At 44.2% G+C, this 19,005-nt stretch carries 12 protein-coding genes; 2 read left to right on the forward strand and 10 right to left on the reverse strand.

Going from position 1 to position 19,005, the window contains the following annotated elements; genetic code table 11:
* Together L4C33_RS03155 and L4C33_RS03160 are read left to right on the forward strand one after the other, a co-directional pair.
* On the forward strand, positions 1 to 693 hold a 693-nt coding region (locus L4C33_RS03155), incomplete at its 5' end, for a 3-phenylpropionate MFS transporter (protein WP_428810997.1).
* Positions 694 to 789: 96 nt separating this feature from the next.
* Entirely contained in the window at positions 790 to 4,221 is a 3,432-nt protein-coding gene (locus tag L4C33_RS03160; protein ID WP_428810998.1) for a hybrid sensor histidine kinase/response regulator, read from the forward strand.
* Between the two features lie 62 nt (positions 4,222 to 4,283).
* Here the strand turns inward: L4C33_RS03160 and L4C33_RS03165 are convergent, their stop codons facing one another.
* From L4C33_RS03165 to aspA, 10 genes are all read right to left on the reverse strand, one after another.
* Positions 4,284 to 5,669 carry a class II fumarate hydratase gene (locus tag L4C33_RS03165; protein ID WP_428810999.1) on the reverse strand — a complete coding sequence of 462 codons (1,386 nt, stop codon included), beginning with the start codon at positions 5,667 to 5,669 and terminating at the stop codon, positions 4,284 to 4,286.
* A gap of 12 nt (positions 5,670 to 5,681) precedes the next feature.
* Positions 5,682 to 6,062 (reverse strand): hypothetical protein, encoded by a 381-nt coding sequence (locus tag L4C33_RS03170; RefSeq protein WP_428811000.1) that lies wholly within the window; start codon positions 6,060 to 6,062, stop codon positions 5,682 to 5,684.
* Positions 6,063 to 6,238: 176 nt separating this feature from the next.
* A complete protein-coding gene (locus L4C33_RS03175) occupies positions 6,239 to 7,942 on the reverse strand; it encodes a sodium:solute symporter family protein (RefSeq protein WP_428811001.1) in 1,704 nt (567 codons plus the stop codon).
* Positions 7,943 to 7,953: 11 nt separating this feature from the next.
* Positions 7,954 to 8,220 carry a DUF4212 domain-containing protein gene (locus tag L4C33_RS03180; RefSeq protein ID WP_428811002.1) on the reverse strand — a complete coding sequence of 89 codons (267 nt, stop codon included), beginning with the start codon at positions 8,218 to 8,220 and terminating at the stop codon, positions 7,954 to 7,956.
* Between the two features lie 372 nt (positions 8,221 to 8,592).
* Positions 8,593 to 9,216, reverse strand: a complete 624-nt coding sequence (locus L4C33_RS03185; protein ID WP_428811003.1) for a MarC family protein — start codon at positions 9,214 to 9,216, stop codon at positions 8,593 to 8,595.
* A gap of 171 nt (positions 9,217 to 9,387) precedes the next feature.
* Positions 9,388 to 10,023 (reverse strand): response regulator transcription factor, encoded by a 636-nt coding sequence (locus L4C33_RS03190; RefSeq protein ID WP_428811004.1) that lies wholly within the window; start codon positions 10,021 to 10,023, stop codon positions 9,388 to 9,390.
* A 185-nt stretch (positions 10,024 to 10,208) separates the two neighbouring features.
* Entirely contained in the window at positions 10,209 to 12,020 is a 1,812-nt protein-coding gene (locus L4C33_RS03195; protein WP_428811005.1) for a protein-disulfide reductase DsbD, read from the reverse strand.
* Positions 12,021 to 12,134: 114 nt separating this feature from the next.
* On the reverse strand, positions 12,135 to 15,665 hold the full coding sequence (locus L4C33_RS03200; RefSeq protein WP_428811006.1) for a hypothetical protein: 3,531 nt from the start codon (positions 15,663 to 15,665) through the stop codon (positions 12,135 to 12,137).
* 163 nt (positions 15,666 to 15,828) lie between these two features.
* A complete protein-coding gene (locus L4C33_RS03205) occupies positions 15,829 to 17,136 on the reverse strand; it encodes an anaerobic C4-dicarboxylate transporter (protein ID WP_428811007.1) in 1,308 nt (435 codons plus the stop codon).
* Positions 17,137 to 17,314: 178 nt separating this feature from the next.
* A complete protein-coding gene (aspA, locus tag L4C33_RS03210) occupies positions 17,315 to 18,766 on the reverse strand; it encodes an aspartate ammonia-lyase (RefSeq protein WP_428811008.1) in 1,452 nt (483 codons plus the stop codon).
* Between the last annotated feature and the right edge of the window lie 239 nt (positions 18,767 to 19,005).

Here is a 19,005-nt window from a genome sequence, read left to right on the forward strand (position 1 = left end):
ATTCTGTATACGGCAATCGCAGGGGTTTTGTTCTCGTTAATTGTAGCGATGCGCAACCCAAATATTATGCCCGTGACAAAATCAGAAGAAGTCGCACCAAGACCTAAGTTGTCTCAATTGCTACGTGAATCGTCTGTGGTGAAGTTTTTAGCGTTAGCCGCCTTGATTCAAGGGAGCCACGCGGCCTATTACAGTTTCAGTGCTATTTATTGGAAAGAGTCCGGTCATTCAGAAGCGATCATTGGTTATCTATGGAGCTTAGGTGTTGTCGCGGAAGTAGCGGTCTTCGCTTTGAGTAAACGCTTATTCGCCGGATGGTCGTTGCGTGCGTTGTTTGTTGCGGCTTCCATTGGAGTAATGATGCGTTGGGGCATTACAGCTTCAACGACAGCCATTTTTGCGTTAGTTGCCGTACAACTGCTACATGGTGTTACGTTTGCGATGGCACATATTGCAGCAATTCAATACATTCAATCGCAAGAACCAAGTCGAATGGTGGCGTTACAAGCGCTTTATAACGCCATTCCTTTAGGGGCATTTATTGCACTTATGACCACGCTGAGTGGTTGGGGTTATGAACTTTGGGGTTCGAACGTATTCTGGGCAATGGCCGTTATGGGTATTTTGGCGCTATTTGTTAAGGTCGAAGGGCGAAGTAATGTCACGGAATTAGAGCCTAAAGCACAGAATTAACCTGTACTGATTGTGTTCAATATCCATCCTTAGTTAAATGAAACTAAGCATAATGAAAGCCTGCGTATTGCAGGCTTTTTCATAAGGATATGGTGAATGCAAGGTTGGATCGTAGTACCAGTATCTCTGGCGTATTTAGGGGTGTTGTTTCTTATTGCTTGGTATGGCGACAGGCAAACTCGTTGGCTTTCTCGCTGGCGTCCGTGGATCTACAGCTTGTCGATTGCAGTGTACTGTACTTCATGGACTTTCTACGGAACCGTGGGGCAAGCTAGTAACAACCCTTGGTCTTTCTTACCTATCTATTTGGCACCAATATTGGTGTTTACCTTTGGTTGGCGGATCCTCGCTCGACTTATCCTAATTGCGAAACGCGAACACATAACCTCGATAGCTGACTTTATTGCTGCTCGATATGGTAAATCACAAGGTCTGGCTGTGGTTGTTACCTTAATTGCTGTCGCAGGTATTTTGCCTTATATCGCACTGCAATTACGTGGTATCACCATGGGGCTCGATATCGTCGCACCTAACTTAGCGGCTGATTTTGGGTATCAGGATTACCATGTTTCTTGGTTCGTGGTTGGTGCACTTGCCATATTTACCATGCTGTTTGGTACTAGACACGTTGATAATACCGAGCATCACCGCGGCATGATGATGGCGGTTGCTTTTGAATCGATTGTTAAGCTGGTGGCATTCCTTTGTGTCGGCATCTTTATTATCTATTTAGCATGGAATCACGATACCGTTAATTTGCTTGAGGTCGCGGCGTCTACCTACGAGTCCCCTAATATTCCAACTCTCGTTATCCATACTGTACTTACCATGTTGGCGATTGTTTGTTTACCGCGCCAGTTTCACACTATGGTGGTGGAAAATGAACGCCCTCAAGATCTTCATACTGCACGCTGGCTGTTTCCTGTTTATCTGATTTTGATGGGGTTGTTTGTTTTGCCAATCGCGTGGGCAGGACAAGGGCTACTGACAACTTCACCGGCAGACACTTACGTAATCAGTGTTCCAATGGAAGTGGGTGCTAACCATATTGCGTTGTTAGCCTTTTTAGGTGGCACTTCTGCTGCGAGTGGGATGGTGATTGTCTCTACGATTGCATTGGCAATCATGGTTTCTAATGATTTAGTGATGCCTTTACTACTGCGGAGAATGCGCCTAACAAATCGAAATCATCGCCACTTCTCTGGGCTATTGCTCATCATTCGTCGCGCGTTGATTCTATTGTTATTGCTCGGTGCGTGGGGGTTCTATCAAGCGCTAGATAGCATTCATTCCTTATCAGCTATTGGTTTTCTTTCTTTTGCTGCTATCACGCAATTTGCACCGGCTCTTATTGGGGGCATGTACTGGCGAGTGGGTAACCGAAAAGGTGTCTATGTTGGCTTGATGTTTGGTTTCTTAATCTGGCTTATTACATTGATGAGCCAAACTGACATGCTGGCAGGAAGCGGTGAAACTAACCCTCTATTATGGATTGTCACTCCGCCCGACTTTTTAAGTGATTGGAATATTAAGAGTTCTGATTGGGGTATCGTACTTAGTGTAAGCATTAATACTTTATGTTATGTCGTGATTTCTTTGCTTACTCGAGCCAGCTTGAGTGAACGCTTACAGTCGGCATCGTTTGTCGGTACTCCGTTGCCTGAAAGTGAAAATATCAGTTTGTATCAAAGCCGAGTTACTGTCGCTGAGTTAGAAATGCTGGCGTCTCGTTTCGTGGGAAGGACTCGTGCGAAAAGTGCTTTTCAAACCTACTGGCAGCAACAAGAACAAGTATTGCTACCTAATCAACAAGCCCCTGCTGGTTTGATTCGCCACTCTGAAAGAGTATTGGCGGGGGTATTTGGTGCATCATCAGCCAAGTTAGTACTCACTTCTGCCCTGCAAGGTAAAAACATGCAGCTTGAAGAGGTGGCCACCATAGTTGATGAAGCCTCTGAATTGTACGATTTCAGCCGAGGTTTACTGCAAGGTGCGATTGAACATATTGGACAGGGCATTGCTGTTATTGATAAACAAATGAGGCTGGTGGCGTGGAACCAACGATATTTAGAGTTGTTTGAATTCCCCGCAGGCCTTATCCAAGTGGGTAGACCTATCGCTGATGTGATTCGCCATAATGCGGAACAAGGTTTATGTGGCCCAGGAGACCCAGAAGATCATGTGCGTCGCCGAGTGTTTCACTTAGAGCAAGGAAGCCGCCATACCTCATCGAGGATCAGACCTGACGGGCGGGTGATTGAAGTTCAAGGTAACCCAATGCCGGGAGGCGGGTTTGTGATGAGCTTTACCGACATTACGGTATTTAGAGAAGCTGAGCAGGCACTGAAAGAAACCAATGAGCACTTAGAATTTAGGGTACATGAACGTACGCAGGAATTAGAAAAGCTTAATCATCGGCTAGTGCGTGCTACCCAAAAATCAGAACATGAATCTCAGTCTAAAACACGCTTCTTAGCGGCTGTTAGTCATGACTTAATGCAGCCACTAAACGCAGCGCGCTTGTTTGCATCTTCCTTGTCTGAAGTCGCGAAAGAGCAGGAAGTGAAACAACTGTCTTCTCATATCGAGAGTGCTTTAGAAGCCGCTGAAGATTTGATTGGTGATTTGTTAGATATTTCTCGTTTAGAGTCCGGAAAGCTTGAAGTGAATGTACATCCATTTGCGATCAACGACGTATTCTCTAATCTCAACGCAGAGTTCAGTGCATTGGCGAAACAGCAAGAGATCGATTTTGAAATGATCCCTTCGACTTTGTTTGTGCAGTCGGACCCTAAGTTATTACGCCGTGTGATTCAGAACTTCTTAACCAATGCATTTCGCTACAATCCAAAAGGAAAAGTCATTTTGGGGGCTCGCCGTGTCGCAGGGCAAGTAAGGTTAGATGTGTGGGATAACGGTACTGGGATTGATGAAGATAAGCAGCAAGAGATTTTCGAAGAGTTCACACGGGGTAGCCAGGTTCGTTCAGATCAGGGATTAGGGCTTGGCCTAGCAATATCGAAAGGTATTGCTCATGTACTCGGTCACCAAATATCAATGCGTTCATGGCCGGGGGAAGGGAGCGTATTTTCCATCACTCTTAACCGAGCCGCTGCAGTTGTAACACTGCCGCAGGCCAATGCCTCTGCTCCTAATGGTGAATTAGATCATTTGAAAGTGCTGTGTGTCGATAATGAAAGTGAAATCTTAGTCGGTATGGAGCAGCTACTAGGCCGTTGGGGTTGTGAGGTGAAGACCGCCCTTGATTTAGTCGAAAGCTTGAAAGCACTGGAAGAGGGTTGGGTGCCGGATGTTATTTTCTCAGATTATCGATTGGATAACGGCAGAACCGGATTGGAAGTATTGCAGCAATGTAGGTTGCGTTTGGGGGATTCTTTTGAGGGCGTGATTATTAGCGCGGATAGAACTGACGATATGATGTCAGCGATTAAGGGAAATGGTTTTGGGTTCATACCTAAACCAGTGAAGCCTTTAAAATTGCGTTCTGTTTTAAATCGCGTTGCTTAACTTGAATGCATCAGCTAGTAAAAAAGACCTCGATTGAGGTCTTTTTTATTGATGGATAAGAGCTAGTCGGCAATACCGCCTTCTGTGAGTTTTTTAGGGTCAAGTAATCGCGCTAGTTCTTCACGGCTAATATCGGTTTCTTGTTCCGCGACATCAAGAATCGGTCGACCTTCCTTGTAAGCTTTTTTAGCAATGTCTGCTGCTTTCAAATAGCCAATCACAGGATTGAGCGCAGTTACCAATATTGGATTTTTAGACAGCGCTAAGTCAAGGTTGTCTTGCCTTACAGTAAAGGTCGCTATCGCTTTGTCTGCTAACGCCGTTGAGCTATTTGCAAGCAGCTCAATGCTCTCTAATACGTTGTGAGCAATGACTGGAAGCATCACGTTTAGTTGGAAGTTACCAGATTGACCCGCAACCGTAATCGTTGTGTCGTTACCAATCACTTGCGCCGCTGCCATTGCTGCAGCTTCAGGTATCACTGGGTTTACTTTACCGGGCATGATGGACGAGCCAGGTTGTAAAGCTTGCAGCTCTATTTCACCTAAACCTGCAAGTGGGCCTGAATTCATCCAGCGAAGATCATTTGAGATCTTCATGATCGCAACGGCTGCGGTTTTTAGTTGACCAGAAAGAGCGACGATCGCGTCTTGGCTACTTAAGCTAAAGAAGAAGTTTTCACTTGAAGTAAACGGAACCTTTGTTGCTTGGGAAAGAGAGTCTGAAAATTTGCCTGCGAATCGTGGGTCTGCATTAATACCAGTGCCCACGGCAGTGCCACCTTGAGCCAACGCTTTTACGAATTTTAGACTGCTTTCAATTCCTTGTTTGGCGTGTTCAATTTGATATTGCCAACCACCTAGCTCTTGAGCAAAAGTGACGGGCATTGCATCCATTAGGTGGGTTCGACCAGTTTTCACAACCTCCGAAAGCTCTTTTTGCTTAGTACCTAAAGAAGCGGACAAATGCGCTAGCGCGGGCAGTAGGTTGTGCTCAATCGCTAATGCTACGCTTACCTGAATAGCGGTAGGAACCACATCGTTACTACTTTGTCCCATATTCACGTGGTCGTTAGGGTTAACGTTCCCGCCAAGTTGTAACGTCGCCAAGGTTGCAATGACCTCGTTGGCATTCATATTCGAACTCGTCCCTGAGCCTGTTTGGTATACATCGATAGGGAAGTGCTCTAAATGCTGTCCATCAATGATTTCTTGGCTCGCATCTATGATCGCGCTGGCAATATCACCTTCTAAGTGCCCCAATTGAGCATTGGTTGCTGCTGCCGCTTGTTTCACGTACGCGAGAGCTTGAATGAAACGACTAGGCATAGTGTGAGAGCTAAACGCAAAGTTATCGACAGCACGTTGCGTTTGAGCTTGGTAAAGGGCATTTTTAGGAACCTTTACCTCTCCCATACTATCTTTCTCTATTCTGAATTCTTGGGTCATGTTCTATCCTTTTTAGCCAAGTGGTGCTTGGACTTGTTGTAATGTTTTTTGTAGGGAGATAAATCGCGGGTTACCTTCAATTTGTTGGCAATAGTGGCGTTTTAAGCTGAATAATGGAGAGTAGGTTGCGTCTAAACAGACTTGCCTGAAGGCAAGCGAGCGCTGTGGAGATTCGATAGCATCAATAAGATGGAAGAAGAGCTGCCTTAAAAATAGCTCACAAAGCAGAAGGTTTTCATTCTTGGCGTGCTTTTCGTAATACGAAGCAAGCGTAAGCCCACAGTGAATATATTCTTGAACGATATCTGGTTCAAAGCCTGGTGGGGTATAAGTTTGAGTAAAGCGGTCTTGTGCTTTGTAAAACATTGAGTAGAGAATTTGCTGTTCTTCCATAAAAACCTCTCGATAATGTAATGATAATTATTATCGTTTGGGTGTTTTAAAACAACCTCTTTTTTAAAAAGAAAAAGCCGACACACTCGGTATCGGCTTTAAAGTTATATTTCAGTTTTCATCCCTACAATCAAAACTGAATTTTGAGCAGTAAGGTTTAGTTTACTCGACACTGACTAGTGGTCGTGAGCTTCACCTGCACCTTTAGGGTAACGAATGTTCTCAACCATATCTTGTACGTCTTGAGGAACTTCAGCAGTTACTTTGTTCACAGCGATTGAAACTATGAAGTTTAGACACATACCTAGCGTACCGATGCCTTCTGGGCTGATACCAAACCACCAGTTTTCAGGTGTGCTTGCCGCTGGGTTAATGAACTTGAAGTAAATGATGTAACTTGCTGTGAAGGCAATACCTGTCAACATACCTGCAATCGCACCTTCCTTGTTCATCTTCTTGTAGAAGATACCTAGGATAATCGCTGGGAAGAAGGATGCTGCGGCTAAGCCGAAGGCAAACGCTACTACCTGTGCTACAAAGCCTGGTGGGTTAATACCTAAGTAACCTGCACCTACAATTGCGACCATGGCTGCCAAACGAGCGGCTAACAGCTCCTGCTTGTCGGTCATGTTTGGTCTGAAGCCTTTCTTCAACAAGTCATGTGAAATCGACGTTGAGATAACCAGTAGTAGACCCGCGGCTGTTGATAGAGCTGCTGCTAGGCCACCGGCTGCAAGTAGTGCTACAACCCAGTTTGGTAGTTTAGCCAGTTCTGGAGAAGCCAGTACGATGATGTCACGGTTAATCTTCATCTCGTTGCGTTCATCGCCCGAGTAGAACATCTTGCCATCGCCATTCTTATCTTCCCAGCCAACTAGACCAGTGCTTTCCCAGTTTTTGTACCAGCTTGGTGCTTCCGCTGCTGGAACACCTTGCATGTCAGGGCCGTTAATCGTCTCTATCATGTTTACACGAGCAAATGCGGCAACGCCTGGTGCTGTTGTGTATAGCAATGAGATGAACAGTAGTGCCCAACCTGCTGAGATACGAGCATCACGTACACGAGGTACTGTGAAGAAACGAATGATTACGTGTGGAAGACCCGCAGTACCAACCATTAGAGCCGCACAGATGAAGAATACATCCACCATGCTCTTGTTACCTTCGGTATAGGCGGTAAATCCGAGTTCTTCTGTGAGTCCATCCAGTTTATCAAGTAAGTAAACATCAGTACCTGAGATAGTAGAACCCATACCAACTTGTGGAAGCGGGTTACCTGTCATCATGATTGACGTGAAGATTGCTGGAACAAGGAAGGCGAAAATGAGGACACAGAATTGAGCTACCTGCGTATAAGTGATGCCTTTCATGCCACCAAGTACTGCGTAGAAGAACACAATACCCATACCAATGATGATACCTAGATTAATGTCGACTTCTAGGAAACGAGAGAATACTACGCCTACACCACGCATCTGGCCTGCAACGTACGTGAATGATACGAAAATTGCACAGAATACCGCTACCATACGTGCCGTTTTCGAGTAGTAACGTTCACCGATGAAATCAGGAACCGTAAACTGACCGAACTTACGTAGGTAAGGTGCTAAACATAGCGCAAGTAGTACATAACCACCTGTCCAACCCATAAGGTAAACCGCACCATCGTAACCAACGAATGAGATGATACCTGCCATTGAGATGAATGATGCTGCCGACATCCAGTCAGCGGCTGTCGCCATGCCGTTTGCAACTGGGTGTACACCACCGCCAGCTACGTAGAATTCACTTGTAGACCCTGCGCGAGCCCAGATTGCGATGCCGATATATACTGCAAAAGTAATACCGACGAGAATAAACGTCCAAGTTTGAATATCCATTTTCTAAACCTCTAGTCTTCCTGTACGTTGTATTTTTTGTCTAGCTTGTTCATGCGAGACACGTAAACAAAGATTAGGGCGACGAAGGTGTAAATCGAACCTTGCTGTGCGAACCAAAATCCTAGCTTAAAGCCACCAAATTGAATGGTATTGAGCGCATCGACAAACAAGATGCCAGCTCCGTAAGACACGACAAACCAAATCGCAAGTAGTGTCCCCATTATTCCCAAGTTTTCCTTCCAATAGGCTTGAGCATGTTCTGTTGATTCGAACGCCATGGCCCTTCTCCTTTATTTCATTTCCGTAGAAACCATTTCTTTAGAAAATTATTGTTAACGTAATGTTACGATTTGAAATGTAGCAAGGATAAGTCAAGGGATCTGTGCAACTTTAGTCGGGGCAGAAAAAACGGAGAATGCCCATTTTATGGGGTGTTATATAAAATATGAATGTAAAGTGTGATGTTAATTTGTTGTTAAATTAGCCAAAAGTCTAACGAAAAGAGGGGATTTTTATACGACTATTGGCGAAAAATATTTTGCGGATGTTGTTTTGAGTGAAAATAAAGGTGAATGGACGTAATAGGGTTGGGGGAAAGAGGGCTTAAATCGAGTCACTCGATGAGAGTCACTCGATTGAGAATAAGGGGATTAGAGGTAAAAGTCTTTGATACCCATGAGTAAATTGTTGACGGCTACAGCGGCTAGGATCAGGCCCATGACTCGACTAATAATGGCGGCTCCTACATTACCGATGACTTTTTGAATCGTCGTTGCCCCTAATAATAAAAGGAGTGTAATAAGTAGCACTCCGACCATGACTCCAGCTGTAATGCTTTGATCTATTAATGAGTAACGGTGGTTATCGGTAAGCATAACAATTGCCATCATCGCGCCAGGAGAAGCTATCGACGGGATCGCCAGTGGGTAGACAGCAAGATCGGCGAGCTGAGAGTGGTCGACATCTTCTGTTAGTTTTTGTTCTTGCTCTGGTTTGCTCTCACCAAAAATCATGGTTAGTGCGAATAGAAGGAGAACGAGTCCACCTGCAGCTTGGAATGCAGGCAATGGAATTTGCATTGCTTCTAACAGTAGTTGACCTGCAACGAGGAAAAACAGCAGTACACCCGTAGATATGGCAACAGCTTTTAAAGCAACTAGGCGTCTTTGTTTCGGAGTAAGGTGTTGAGTTTGCGATAGGTAAACAGGTACAGAACCGATAGGGTCGATTACGGCCCATAAGACAACGAATTGGGTGATGATGATACTAAGCAAGGGTACAGCCTCCCAGAGTTTGGTTACAGAGGGATAAAAGGCCACCAATCGGCAGCCTCTTTATTATAGCGTTCACTATTCCTTTTAAGTCATCATTGTGTGAAGACTGGCTTTAGTGAGCCATTAATTAAGTAAATTATTCGTTTATTAAGCAATTAGCTTAGTGAACAGTTAACTTTCAGGTTCCATTTGTTGTAGCAAGATAACTGCTTGAGTACGGTTTTTCACATCCAACTTACGGAATATCGCCGTCATATGAGCTTTAATTGTGGCTTCAGATACATTCAGTTCGTAGGCAATTTGTTTGTTGAGAAGGCCGTCTGAAAGCATCCCTAGCACCTTGTATTGTTGCGGTGTCAGGGTTGATATTTTTTCTGCCAGATCGGTACAAGCTGCATTGTTTGTGATTAAACCTTCTGGGAAGAACGGGTCGCCATCGAGTACCTGATTAAGAGCGCTGATGAGTTCACGCATGTCACTCGACTTAGGAATAAAGCCAAAAGCACCGTGGCTTTTCACTTGTGTTACCACGCTGGCGTCTTCACTAGCTGAAATCACAACAATAGGTAAATCAGGGTATTCTGCACGTAATTGGATCAGGCCTGACATGCCATTTGCGCCCGGCATTTTTAGATCGAGCAGTAATAAATCGGGTTCGTCTTCTTTCTTTAATAGTTCGAGAAGCGCACTGAGTGAATCGGCTTCTAATAAGTTTGCGCCACTAATTGCCATGTGCACGGATTGAAACAGTGCGTTGCGAAAAAGGGGATGATCATCGGCGATGATGATGGTGTAGGTCGAATCCATGACGGTAAACACTTCTTAGTGATTTAATTGGATTCATTATTGTCCTGATTGCGCACGTGGACAATATCTAAGCACTAAAAGTCTGAACTCAATCGACTTTTGACTCCCTGCTGCTATAAGGCTTTCATTGATGTCATAAAAAAGCCGCACAATGTCGTGCGGCTAGGTTATACGATCGGATTATGCTATTCAGCTGCTGATAGTTGATGAGCATTGATATGGCTTAAGAACTTCTCCGCATTCATAAAGCCTGTTACTCGTGCGCTTGGCACATGCTCACCATTTTCATCCCAGAACTCTATGGTTGGTAACCCTAGAACTTCTAGCTGAGACAATAATTCAATGTCTTGTGGCTGATTGCGCGTGACATCAGCTTGTAGCAATACGAATGCACGGAGTTTGTTTTCTACATCAGCCTGATGAAAGGTGTATTTCTCAAACTCTTTACAAGCTACACACCAGTCAGCATAGAAGTCGAGCATGACCGGCTTTCCAAGCTTTTTAGCCAGTGCTAATTGTTCTTCTAACTCTTGGGTGTTGTTTACTCGAGTGAACTGCACTTGGGGTTGAACGCTTTCTTGAGCTTGACCAGCGAACCAGTAATTTAATGCCGGTTGTGCGGAAGCAAAAAGGCCAAGCATCGCTATGATACCTACTGCGCTTTGTTTCCACCCACCAAATGGTAGGGCATTTTTACTGTGGTAAAGCCATCCAAAAGCGACGAACCCTAGTGCTGACCAAAGTACCGTTGACCACAATTCTGGAAGGATACGTTCAAGTAGGAATATTGGTGCTGCCAGTAAAATGAAGCCGAAGACAATTTTTACTTTGTCCATCCAGTTACCAGCTTTAGGTAGTAACTTGTTACCGAACACAGCAACTAAAATCAGCGGAATCCCCATTCCCATCGCCAAAGCATACAGAGCAATACCACCAGTGAGTAAATCGCCACTTTGCGCGACATACAATAACGCTCCAGACAAAGGAGCTGTCGTACATGGTGAACAAACTAAGCCTGAAATTGCCCCCATTGCAAATACGCCGAGGCTATTGCCGCCTTTTTGCTTGTTAGATAGGTTATTCAGCCAGGTTTGTACGCTGCTAGGAAGTTGCAGGCTGTAAACACCAAACATTGACATCGCAAGCGCGACAAACAACACACTTAAGCCTACTAATACGTAAGGGTGTTGCATAGCTGCTTGGAATTGCATTCCTGCTGATGCGACGACTAAACCCAATAAGGTGTAGGTAAGCGCCATACCTTGCACGTAGATAAACGAAAGCCCTAATGCACGACGTTGGTTTAGCTTTCCGCCACCCAAAACAATACCAGTAAGGATGGGGTACATCGGTAACACACAAGGCGTAAAAGCAAGTCCAATACCAAGTGCTAGGAATAAGAAAGGTGTCCACCAATTGTCACCAAGGTTATCAGCTAATGTATTTTCTTGGGTAATGGGTGTTGGGGCGCTTGTTAACTGAGAAACGTCATTTTTAGCTGGTGGTTGGCTCTTACTTGGAAGAGTCTTCGCAGTATCACCCGTTGTAAATGGTTGTAGATCGATCACGCGTGTTTCTGGTGGGTAGCAGAACCCTGCTTTGGCACAACCTTGATACTGCACGATAAGCTTGGCGCCAGTCTGATAATCGGAAAGTGGGACTTCAACGAATAATGGTTGAGTATAAATATTTACCTTACCGAAAAACTCATCTTGATATGGTTGTCCATCTTCGAAATTAAGCTCACCGACGATTGCATTTTCAGCACTAAAAGAGAAGCGACTTTGGTAAAGGTAGTAATCCTCTTTTACCTGCCAATCGAGTAAGACTTTATTGCCTTGCTGAAAATGGTTAAATGGGAAAGCCTGGTCTACAGGAACAAAAGTGTTGTTACTGTTACCTAGGTTCAGAGTCTGATCACTCTTACCAAATAAGGCTAGAGCGGGATTGGACAAGGTAAGAAGCCCAATAAAGATAAATGAAATGACTGCGCGCATAAGAGGATTCGTCGATATTAAGTTAAATGTATCTTAACTCAATAGGACTGAATAAGTGTCAAATAAAAAAGGCTTAGCACAATGCTAAGCCTTTAAATTGTGAGCGATCAAAGATTAAGGTGGGGTGAGTAAGTCTCCTTTCGCCTCTGAAGCTGCGGTTGCTCTAAAGCCTGTCAATACAACACCATTAGATCGTAACCCTAATATCATTGTAAATYTATGTACGCTTGTACTTGGTGTTCGGTTAGCACCTCCACCTAAAGTGACTGACCAAAAACCACCATTAGGGTTGGATTCAGCACTAGAGTCTCCCCCGATATTATTAGACCAGGAAGCAAAGGGTAAGTCATTTGGTCGCTCTGTAGGCAATTGAGAAATTGCTTGGCTGTCACCTACGGAAAAATCAAGCATGAAGTCTGGGTTAAGGTATTTTGGTACTGTTCTAGAAAAACCATCATGTGATTTAGTTGCCCCTTTAGATAGATGTGCTTGCGCTGTTCCTTCATCAACGTCTGGGTAAGTGGATGTCTTAGCCGTTGTGGCTACAAGACAGCGACTCATGTCCGATATGAGGCCATTGGTATCCCAAATTATGGCGATTTCACCGAAACAAACAGAATAACCATTGGCTACTTGGATATTGAACTCCGCCTTTTGAGCACTATCTTTGTAACCACAGAGAGATAGGTCGTTGTTAAGCTCCGAGGTGAGTACCAGTTTACCAAAGTTTTTTGGTACAAACGGGTCTCTGCCAGCTGTAGAGTTTTGCACGAAGACAGAACGACGAGAAGTGTTTAAGGACATGACATCTCCAGATGCGCCAGTATCTAAAGTAACATCCTCGCTATCTATGATAGCGGTACCCGCTTCATTGCTATATCCCGTCACCATTGTATATGAGCTTCCAGCGGTATAATGGTTGATACCTTTTGGATCTACCCAATTCGCTCTATTTGGTAGTGTAGTATGAGAGATTTGAGCCCATTGTTGAACGGTTGGTAAGCCTAATTGATCTGCTCCTCCTGCAATGCTTGTTTGAGATAGGAGAAACTGTGCCTCAACACTGTCTAGAGTTCGGTAGAGCTGTTCAGCTGTTCCATCTGGAGCTGAGAAATCTTTAATCGCAGCTAATAAGGGTAGGCGTTGCAGTAGTTTATCAGTTGATGTTCCTCCGTGGCCTTCTCCTGCAGCTAGGGCTGTCAGGGTACTATAATTGTTCTTGCGACAATCCGAGTCGTTTGTCCCATCGACAGTTCCGTTGTTACATAACACGTCACTCCAAGCTTGCTTGCCTGTGTTGTAAACAATAAAGTTTTCTTTCAAGAATTGTCGATAATCTGCATCATCATCAAACGTTTCTTTAGTGTATTGTCCACTACTTGTAACTGTCTGGTTGGTATCTTTGCGGGCGTGATGCTTAGAAACCCAAAAACCTGATTCCCCTTTGACGGTGCCATCACCATTACTGTCTCCATCTAGGTCCCAACCTCCAGGTACATAGCTGAATCCAGCATCGATCATTGCGCGACCGTAATCCGTTTCAAATACGTAGCTGTAGCTGATGGAGCTGTCGTCATAGGCAGTTTTGTGGTCTGCATGAGTTGATGGGTAAGCTAAAATTTCCTCAATATCAGATTTACCATCGCCATCTTTATCTTTTTCAATTTCAGGAATAGGTTCAACAGGGTTGATGTATTCAACGAGGTGGTTATCAAGATTAGTATCTAAAAACTTGCTTATCTCAATCCCATCATGCATACCATCGTCATCTGAGTCACGTTTTAGTGGGTTAGTGAATACTGCACGTGTAATGGTTGTTGGATCATTAATGTCCGCAGCAATGTCAATTTGTACGTGGCACTCACTACTATCGCTGATTGAGTCAAAGTCGGTATCGGCAAGCTCAGGGTTAGTAAATAGAGTTTCTCCTACCGATTCAATTAAGGATAAGTGTTTTCCACTATGGTCTTGATAAGTGCTACCAATAGTACAGCCGACACTTATCTCTGAAAGGTCAGATAGACCATCTCCGTCAGTATCTTTGTCTATATCGTTGTCTAAGTGACCAATGCTGAATACTCTACTACGGATCTCGTACTGATCTGGGATGTTATCGCCGTCAAAATCAGTATCGAGTTTTCCATCACCATTTACATCTTTTGATGCGTCAGAAGTAGCTGGTGATGGTAAGTAATTCACTTCGCCTGCTTCGAATGCCGCTACCCAAGTTTTGGTATTGGTATAAGTTATTTTGTTAGGATTACTGTCATTGATCTCTGTATATGCATTGCCGAAGTGATTTTGAAGAATATAAAACTCTTCAAAGTCAGACAGTCCATCATTGTCAGTATCGGCGGAGAAAGGATCGAGTGATCTAGACGCATCATAGGTCAGTCCCCCAGCTGAAAATATTTGTTCCCAATTTGTTAGTACTGGGCTTGCAGCAACAGTTGTAGGGGTTGTTGAACTGATGTTACCTGTTATAGGGTCGATGATGTTATCTACTGCTCCGTTAAGAAAGGAGGTTCGTGATATTTCATCCGTCCAATATTCTTGTGTGTTGGTTAGTCCATCTTTGTCGTAATCAACGTCGGCATCGTTTAAATAAGGGTTGGTACCTTTTGCAAATTCCCATGCATCAGGTAAGCCATCATTGTCATCGTCTAAATCCTGATCGTTTTCAATACCATCACCGTCGGTATCTTTTGATAATGGGTTATTGTTCAATGCATTCTTAACGTCACCATGCCTTAGTCGATCTAACATATCATTATGGCTGTCTCGGCCAGCTAAAATGGCTTCGATAAACGAAACCTGCCCTGTTTCTGTCGGCTGAGACAGTGAGGTATAAGTGCTGGTTTCCATGTGGTCGACTGCCCATGCACCTTCAGCTCCACCTTGCACGAACTTCGCGTGTTTAGGGTGGAACCCCCCATTATGATTATCTTCTAAGCTTGATGGGTTAAATGAAATGATATCTTGATAGTCGACATAATCATCACCGGTGATGTCTCCATGCACACCCCCTTTTAGTAAGGACTGTGCAATGGTGTTTAAGCTAGTGATTAGCTCTTCATTTGATTCCGTTGAGGTAAGCTGTGGTTCAATCATTGCGTAAGCGTAGGTTGTGAACGCATTAGCATTAACTCGACCATTTTTTATGTCGGAGATTGTCACCAAAGATATGACTTCACCATGGAGCGAATCGTAGTTGTTATTTGTAATTATCGCATCATCATTGGAGTCGATGTCGTAACCGCCTGTGACTACAATTTTTACTAGGGTATCGTCGGTGAATGTGTCATCGATAGTCAGAGTGAGTTCTTTAATTTCTCCGACAAGTCGACCTTCTGAAAGTGGTTTTAGGTAGCGAGTCCCACCGTTATTAGCTTCGTTGACAAGTATTGTATCTCTATCTTCATCGAAACCGTAAGTCACCCCTTCACTTAATAGCTCACCGCCCATACTGTAAATCTTGACTGAGCCTTCTGCGATTGGGCCAAGTGCGATTGCACCAGAGACATTAAGTTCTTGAGTACTGACGTTGCTGCTTCCGCTTCCATTATCGATATCACTGCAGCCACTTACGGCAAGCGCTGAAGTTATTACTGTGCTCAGAAAGCTATATTTGAAATTCCGTTTCATAGATGCTTATCCTTGATAATCCACTTACTAAGATTAACAGTATTCCGTTTTGTTTATTTTGGCAAGGATAGCTTTGGTTGTTTTGTGATCAGCATTCGTTAGTAGGAAAGAAGGGGGGAAGGCATTAAAAGAAGTAGGGTTTTTAATGCCTTAAGGTTTTAGACTAGATAAACAGACCGCCGAAAGCGAAGCCGAGTGCTACCGCAGTGCTGATGGTTGCTACACCTGGGATGAAGAATGGGTGGTTGAAGACTAGGCTACCGATTCGAGTTGAGCCTGTATCATCCATCTCAACCGCTGCCAGTAGCGTAGGGTAAGTTGGAAGTACGAACAGCGCACTTACTGCAGCAAAAGAAGCCACGGCTGTTAGTGGTGCTACGCCAATCGCTAGAGCTGCAGGCATCAGTGCAACTGTTGTTGCGCCTTGAGAGTAAAGCAGCATAGAAGCGAAGAACAGGACAAGAGCCAGCATCCAAGGGTAGTCAGCCAGTAGAGCGCCTGCTACATCTTTGATTTCAGCAACGTGTGCATTTACAAACGTTGAACCTAACCAAGCCACACCCAGTACACATACACATGCTGTCATACCTGAGCGGAATGTTGGCGCTGAAGAAATCTTCGCTGCATCAATCTTAGTGAACATAACAATTGCAGCTGCAGCTGCAAGCATTACAGACATGATCGCTTCATTACGGCCCAGTGCTGGGTTTTCAATTAGGCCAACAGAGCTAGAGATAGCCGCTGCGTAGCAAACTACGAAACCAATCGCCGCTAGGAAGATGTAAGTCGCTCTCTTCGCTGTTGGCAGAATTTCGCGTTTCTCTTCTGTTGCTAGTTTGATCAGACCTTTCTCTAGGCGTTCTTGATAAACAGGATCGTCTTTCAGTTCGCTACCCATGTAGTTCGCGACAACTGCACCTACCATACAAGCGATGAAGGTTGTTGGGATACAAACCATTAGTAGCGTTAAGTAATCAACACCAAATGGTGCAAGCATTGCTGCGAAAGCCACAACTGCGGCTGAAATTGGCGAAGCTGTGATAGCTATTTGAGACGCTACAACGGCAATAGAAAGCGGGCGAGAAGGGCGAACACCTTGGCCTTTTGCTACTTCAGCGATCACTGGGAGTGTAGAGAAAGCAGTATGTCCTGTACCCGCCATTAGTGTCATGACGAAAGTAACGATAGGCGCATAAAAAGTAATACGTTCTGGGTGCTTACGTAAAAAGTTTTCTGCAAGCTGTACCAACCAATCCATACCGCCGGCAACTTGCATTGCTGCTATCGCGGTGATAACGGACATGATGATCAAGATTACATCGATAGGGATGAAAGATTGGCTGGTTGGAACACCAAGAATAAGTGAAAGGGCAATAACACCAGCACCACCGGCAAAGCCGATACCGATGCCGCCAATTCTGGCCCCTAAAAAGATAAAGAGCAGGACGACAAATAGTTCTACTGCAATCATAAGTAACACCTCATTTAGATTTTATTATGTGAACATTCGTCGACGGAGTGTTTACATAATAGTTCTATTGTTTCGATTTCATTGGGCAAAAGAGTTACTAAGTTAAACCCATAGATAAAACAGGGTTAACCGTATTCAAGCCTAAAAAAGGGCTCCGTTTGGAGCCCTACTTAAATGCTTACTCGTAGCGTTTTGCTTTATATTGAGGATGCATGAGGTTGTCAACAGAGAAGATGTCGTCTAGCTCTTCTTCGGTTAATAAACCGCGTTCAAGAACGACTTCTCGTACACTCTTACCAGTTTCGGCACAAATCTTACCAACAATGTCACCTTCATGGTGGCCAATATATGGGTTTAGGTATGTCACGATACCGATAGAGTTAAATACGTGTGCTTCACATACTTCTTTGTTTACTGTTATGCCATCAACACACTTGTCACGTAGGTTCACACATGCGTTGGTAAGAATGTCTAGAGACTCAAACATACTCTGTGCGATGACAGGTTCCATTACGTTCAGCTGAAGTTGACCACCTTCTGCAGCGAAAGAAACCGTGTTGTCGTTACCTAGAACTTTAAAGCAAACTTGGTTTACGACTTCAGGAACAACCGGGTTTACTTTAGCTGGCATGATTGAAGAGCCAGCTTGCAGTTCAGGGAGGTTTAATTCATTTAGACCAGCGCGCGGGCCTGAAGATAGAAGACGTAAGTCGTTACAAATCTTAGACAATTTTACCGCTAGGCGTTTAAGTGCGCCGTGCGTCATTACGTATGCGCCACAGTCAGACGTTGCTTCGATAAGGTCTTCAGCTGCCACACACTCTAGGCCAGTAACTTCAGCCAGGTGCTTAACTGCTAGGCCTTGGTAACCAGGTGCTGCGTTTAGACCAGTACCAATCGCGGTTGCGCCTAGGTTTACTTCAAGCAGTAGCTTTGAAGTGTATTCTAGGTTTTTGATTTCTTCATTGATGGTTACAGCCCAAGCGTGGAACTCTTGGCCAACTGTCATTGGTACTGCGTCTTGAAGCTGAGTACGACCCATTTTCAAAATAGTGTTGAATTCTTGGCTCTTCAGCTCGAAAGCACCTTTAAGGTATTCGATTGAATCAATCAGTTTGCGAACACTGTTGTAAACAGAGATACGGAAACCCGTTGGGTAGGCACAGTTTGTCGATTGGCTCTTGTTTACGTGGTCATTTGGGTTAATGAACTCGTATTGACCCTTTTCTTTACCCATAAGCTCAAGAGCAACGTTTGCAACCACTTCGTTAGCGTTCATGTTTACTGAAGTGCCAGCACCACCTTGGAATACATCTGATGGGAACTGATCCATGCATTTACCTGTGTCTAAAATTAGATCACATGCTTGGATAATGTATTTAGCTACTTCACTAGGGATAACACCTAACTCTTTGTTTGCTAAAGCCGCCGCTTTCTTTGTCATTACCATGCCACGAACAAATTCTGGAACATCAGAAATTGTTACGTTAGAGATATTGAAGTTTTCAATCGCGCGTAAAGTGTGAATGCCGTAATACGCGTCCGCAGGTACGTGACGTTGACCTAGTAGGTCTTCTTCTAGACGTGTTGCTGAATTTGTAGTTTGAGGCGCTTTAGATAGGGTAGTCATAACAGAATTCCTTAGAGAATTGTTCTGATAATATAGTAAGTTATTAGCCCATTCTTTGTGCAAATACTCCGTTCGCTAGAATTTTAGGCTGATAAATCCGTCCTGACTTATGTGGCACATGATACTGTACTTAGCGCATAAAAATAGTAAGTTGATCACCTTTTTCGCTTTTGTTTAGTCAATCTTGTGTAAAGTTATTTTTGAGCAATAATCACGCTTATTTACAGGATAAATTTGAG

This window comes from Vibrio makurazakiensis (genome assembly GCF_050337375.1).
Classification (GTDB): domain Bacteria; phylum Pseudomonadota; class Gammaproteobacteria; order Enterobacterales; family Vibrionaceae; genus Vibrio; species Vibrio makurazakiensis.